This window comes from Cellulomonas septica (assembly GCF_012396155.1).
In the GTDB taxonomy this organism is placed as follows: Bacteria; Actinomycetota; Actinomycetes; order Actinomycetales; family Cellulomonadaceae; genus Cellulomonas; species Cellulomonas septica.
In genome coordinates, this window is the sequence record NZ_JAAXOY010000253.1 from 1 (window position 1) to 4,735 (window position 4,735).

The window sequence follows — 4,735 nt, forward strand, 5'->3', positions numbered from 1 at the left end:
CCCCGCGCGACCGCCCCCATGACGCCGCCGAGCCCGCCGCACAGCACGACGTGACCGCGCGCGGCCAGCCCGCGGCCGACCTCCTCGGCGACGTCCAGGTCGACGCCCGACGCCTCGCCCGGTCCCACGACGCCGACGTGCCCGCCGCTCATCGCACCTCCCGCACGTCCGCCCGTCCCCCCATCGGACCACACCGCGACCGGATCGGGACCAGTTCGTGACCTGGGAGGCTTTCCTGGCAGCGCGACCACCCCGCATCCTTCCGGCACGTCGAAGGAGGCGAGACATGGAGCGAGCCGTCACGGGTTCGTCCGACGAGCCGGCGGGCCGGGTCGGCTGCTACTGCGGCTGCCCGACGTGTCCCGGGACCGGCAGCGCCCCGGCGGACGCGTCCGACGCGGAGTGGTTGCACAGCGTGCTGCCCCCGGCGACGTCGCAGCCGTGGGTGCTCCTGCCGTTCGGCGCGGTCTGGTCGGGGCGCACGGCCGTCGACGTCACCGACTGAGCCGAGGGGCGTCAGCCCCCCGTCGCCGACCGCCCGACGGCCAACGCCCGTCGCACGCCGTCCGTCGTCGGCCGCCAGCCGCTCAGGCGAAGCGCGACGCGTCGCCCGCACCCACGCGGACGACCTCCGGCGCGTCCTCGGTCCAGTCGACGACGGTCGTCGGGACGGTGCCGCAGTCGCCCGCGTCCACGACGGCGTCGACGACGTGGTCGAGCTCCTCCTTGATCTGCCAGCCCTCGGTGAGCGGCTCGTCCTGTCCGGGGAGCAGCAGCGTCGAGGAGAGCAGCGGCTCGCCGAGCTCGCGGACGATGGCCTGCGCGACGCGGTTGTCGGGGATGCGCACGCCGACGGACCGCTTCTTCGGGTGCGCGAGCCGGCGCGGCACCTCGGGCGTGGCCTTGAGGATGAACGTGTACGGCCCGGGCGTCGCCGCCTTGATCGCGCGGAAGGCCGCGTTGTCGAGGTGCACGAGCTGCCCGAGCTGCGCGAAGTCGGCGCACACGAGCGTGAAGTGGTGCCGGTCGTCGAGGTGGCGGATGCGGCGGATCCGCTCGGCCCCCTCCTGGTCGCCGACGCGGCAGCCGAGCGCGTAGCAGGAGTCCGTCGGGTAGACGACCAGGCCGCCGTTCCGCAGCAGGTCGACGACCTGCGCGAGCGCCCGGGGCTGCGGGTCGTGCGGGTGGACGTCGAAGTAGCGGGCCATGCGCCCGAGCGTAGGGCCGTCGCGGCTCGGCCGTCCGGGTCAGGCGGGAACGAGGTGGTCGGGGCAGACCTCGAAGCGGTCGGGGGTCATGGTGAGCTCGGCGCGGCCACCCGTGAGCGAGCGCAGGTCGAGCGCGTACCGGGCGAGCTCGGCCTCGGGCACGGACGCCTCGATCCGGACGGTCCCGTCGTCGAGCGACGCCGTCGCGGTGATCCGGCCGCGACGCGACGACAGGTCGCTCATGACGTCGCCCTGCGCAGTCGTGGGCACGACGACCGAGACGTGGCAGATCGGCTCGAGCACCACGGTCCCGGCGGCGGCGAGCGCCTCGCGGACGCCCGTCGCGGCCGCGGTGCGGAACGCCATGTCGGACGAGTCGACCGAGTGCGACTTGCCGTCGTACACCTCGACGCGCAGGTCGACGACGGGGTACCCGTGCGGGCCGCCGTGCTCCATCGCCTCGACGACGCCCTTCTGCACCGCGGGCAGGTAGCCGCGCGGGATCGCGCCGCCGACGACCTTGTCGACGAACTCGAAGCCCGACCCGTGCGGAGCGGGCGAGACGCGCAGCTGCACGACGGCGTACTGCCCGTGGCCGCCGGACTGCTTCTTGACCTTGCCCTCGGCCTCGACGGGCTTGCGGATCGTCTCGCGGTAGCCGACCGGCACGGGCGACGTGCGGACGTGCACCCCGAAGACGCGCGCCAGGCGCTCCAGGGCGACGGCGAGGTGGGTGTCGCCGAGTCCGCGCAGGATCGTCCGGTCGGTGCTGCGGTCGACCGTCAGCGTGGTGTCCTCGGCGACGAGCCGGGTCAGCGCGGCGGACAGGCGGTCGTCGTCGGACTGCGTGACGGGCTCGAGCGCGAGCGCGTAGACGGGCGGTCGCGTGCGCGGCGGGACGGCCGTCATGGCGGCGCCCGGGCCGGTGCGGTCCGCGAGGAGCGATCCCGAGGGCGTGCCCGTGAGCTTCGCGACGGCGGCGACGTGCCCGGCCGGGACGGCGTCGACCGGCACGTGCTCCTTGCCGCGCAGCCGGAAGAGCCCGGGGATGCGCTCCTCGGTGCGGGTCGTCGTGTTGACGAGCTTGTCGCCGGGGCGCAACGTCCCCGACAGCACGCGCAGCAGCGTGACCTGCCCGACGAACGGGTCGGCGAGCGTGCGGAACGCGTGCACGAGCACCGGGCCGTCCGGGTCGGCCGCGACCTCGACGACCGTGTCGCCCGCGAGCACGCGCGACGTGCGGTCCGCGGGCGACGGCGCGAGCTCGCACAGCAGGTCCGCGAGCCGGTCCACGCCGACCCCGGTGACCCCTGAGACGACGAGGACCGGGAATGCCTCCCGGTCCCTGACCTCGTGCGCGAGCGTCCGCTCCAGCTCGGCGGCGCTCGGTACGTCGCCCGACAGGTAGCGCTCCAGCTGCTCGTCGTCGTGCGCGACGATCTCCTCCGTCACCTCGTCGTGCAGGCGGTGCTCCTCGTCCGCGACGTCGGCCGGCAGCGGCTCGGTGTGGTGGTGGCCCTCCGCGTCGTACGCGAGGCCCTCCTCGGTGAGCACGTCGGCGACGCCCGTGAACGCGGACTCCTCGCCCAGCGGCAGCTCGAGCGGCACGAACCCGTCGCCGAACGCCGCGCGCAGGTCGGCGACGACGTGCCGGAAGTCCGCGCGCGCCTTGTCCTCCTTCGTCACGACGACGACCACCGGGAGGCCTGCCTCCGACGCCGTGCGCCACGCCGCGTGCGTGCCCGCCTGCACGCCGTCGACCGCGCTGACCACGACGAGCGCGAGGTCCGCGGCCGACACCGCCGCGTCGCACGCGCCCACGAAGTCCGGCGACCCGGGGGTGTCGAGCAGCGTCACGTCGTAGTCGCCGTCGGGGGCGCGCCATCGGAACGGCGCGACGCCCAGCCCCAGGGAGATGCCGCGCGCGACCTCCTCCGGCTCGTGGTCGCTCACCGTGGAGCCGTCCTCCACGCGCCCGGGCCGGGTCAGCACCCCGGCCTGGTGGAGGAGCTCCTCGACGAGCGTCGTCTTGCCCGCGCCGGCGGCGCCCAGCAGGGCCACCGTGCGGATCCTCGGCGTCGTTGCCTGGTCCATCGTCGTCTCCCGGCCGCCTCCCGGCGGTTCCCCGGGGGCACGTGCGACCACACTAGCCAGACCCGCGCGGGCGCGGCAGGACCAGGGACCCAGGCGTCCCCGGGGAGACGGCGACGGCCCGGGACGCACCCTCGCGAGGAGAGGCGTCCCGGGCCGTCAGGTCCGGCGTGCGTCAGCGCGCGTCGAGGATGTCGACCACGAAGACGAGCGTCGAGTTCGCCGGGATCGAGCCCTGCTCCTGGGCGCCGTAGCCCTGGTCCGGCGGGACGACGAGCAGCACCTGGCTGCCGACCGTCTGGCCCTGCACGCCCGTGTCCCAGCCCTGGATGACCGCGCCCGCGCCCGCCTGGAACTCGAACGGCTCGCCCTTCTCCCACGCGGAGTCGAACTGCGTGCCGTCCCACAGCCAGCCCGTGTACTTGACGGTGACGAAGTCGCCCTCCTCGACCGTCTTGCCCGTGCCCGTGATGAGCGGCTGCGTGACGAGCGTCGTCGGGGCGGCGCCGCCGACGGGGGCGATCGACGGTGCGCCGTCCTCGCCCAGCGTGACGGCCGGCAGGCCCGCGGCCGGTGCGACGGCCGCACCCTCGGCACGCGTCGGCAGGCTCGCGGGGTCGGCGCCGTCGACCGCGTCGACGACCTCCATCGCGTACACCTGCGTGTTGTCCTCGCCCGACGACAGCGCGACGAGCACGCGGGCGCCGACGTGCGCGCCCTTCAGCTCCTCGTCGAGCTCCGCGATGCTGGTCTGGCCGACCTTGATGCGCTGCGGGGTGTCCGTGTCGTACGTCGAGCCCATCGTCGAGCCGTCGGTGCCGTTGAGCATGAGCATCTGGATGGACATGATCTGCCCGTCCTTCAGCTCGTCGCCGTCGCCGTCCTCGACGAGGTGCGCGACGAACGTCGTCACGTTGAACGGCGTGCTCGGGAGCGTGACGGTCGGCTCCTTGCCGGCCTCGCCCTCGATCTTCACCTTGGCGAGCGCCGCCTTGTCGGCGGCGACCGCGGCGTTCGCGGACGCCGACGCGTCGGCCGACGGCGAGTCGTCGGAGCCGCCGTCGCCGCTGCACGCGGCCAGCGAGAGGGACAGGACGAGCGCGGTCGCCGTGGCGACGACGGCGCGAGCGGTGGTCGTGCGACGCACGAGGGTCCTCCGTCGTTTCGGGTCCCGCCCGGGGTCAGGCGGCGGACCCCGGCACGGTACGCGACTTTCCTGGACGTCCGCTGAGGGCGACCGTCCGAATCCCTTCACCTCCGCGTCCGCGCGCCGGCGACGACGCCTCGGGTGGGACGGTCAGTGCGTGCCGAGCGCGGCGGCCAGGTCGTCGGGCGACGTCGTGGGCCGGTCGCAGACGAAGCCCCGGCAGACGTACGCGGCGGGGCGGCCGTCGACGAGCGGGCGGTCGCGCAGCAGGGGGACGGCGGGTGCGGCG

The 4,735-nt window shown here is 74.9% G+C and carries 5 protein-coding genes; 1 reads left to right on the plus strand and 4 read right to left on the minus strand.

The window, feature by feature from the left end:
- Window positions 1-152: SLOG cluster 4 domain-containing protein (locus HGA02_RS10860; RefSeq protein WP_484482048.1), on the minus strand; the 152-nt coding region annotated here is incomplete at its 3' end.
- A 134-nt stretch (window positions 153-286) separates the two neighbouring features.
- On the opposite strand from HGA02_RS10860, the gene HGA02_RS10865 reads away from it, so the two are divergent.
- Window positions 287-505: a hypothetical protein gene (locus HGA02_RS10865; RefSeq protein ID WP_168679023.1), complete on the plus strand. Its 219-nt coding sequence runs from the start codon at window positions 287-289 to the stop codon at window positions 503-505.
- An 82-nt stretch (window positions 506-587) separates the two neighbouring features.
- Here HGA02_RS10865 and HGA02_RS10870 read toward each other — a convergent pair whose 3' ends face one another.
- From HGA02_RS10870 to HGA02_RS10880, 3 genes are all read right to left on the minus strand, one after another.
- Window positions 588-1,208, minus strand: coding sequence for an L-threonylcarbamoyladenylate synthase (locus tag HGA02_RS10870; RefSeq protein WP_168679024.1), 621 nt, complete (start codon window positions 1,206-1,208; stop codon window positions 588-590).
- A gap of 39 nt (window positions 1,209-1,247) precedes the next feature.
- Complete coding sequence (locus HGA02_RS10875) at window positions 1,248-3,302, minus strand: elongation factor G (RefSeq protein WP_168679025.1); 2,055 nt, start codon at window positions 3,300-3,302, stop codon at window positions 1,248-1,250.
- 172 nt (window positions 3,303-3,474) lie between these two features.
- Window positions 3,475-4,446, minus strand: a complete 972-nt coding sequence (locus tag HGA02_RS10880) for an FKBP-type peptidyl-prolyl cis-trans isomerase (RefSeq protein ID WP_343035440.1) — start codon at window positions 4,444-4,446, stop codon at window positions 3,475-3,477.
- Window positions 4,447-4,735 lie beyond the last annotated feature (289 nt).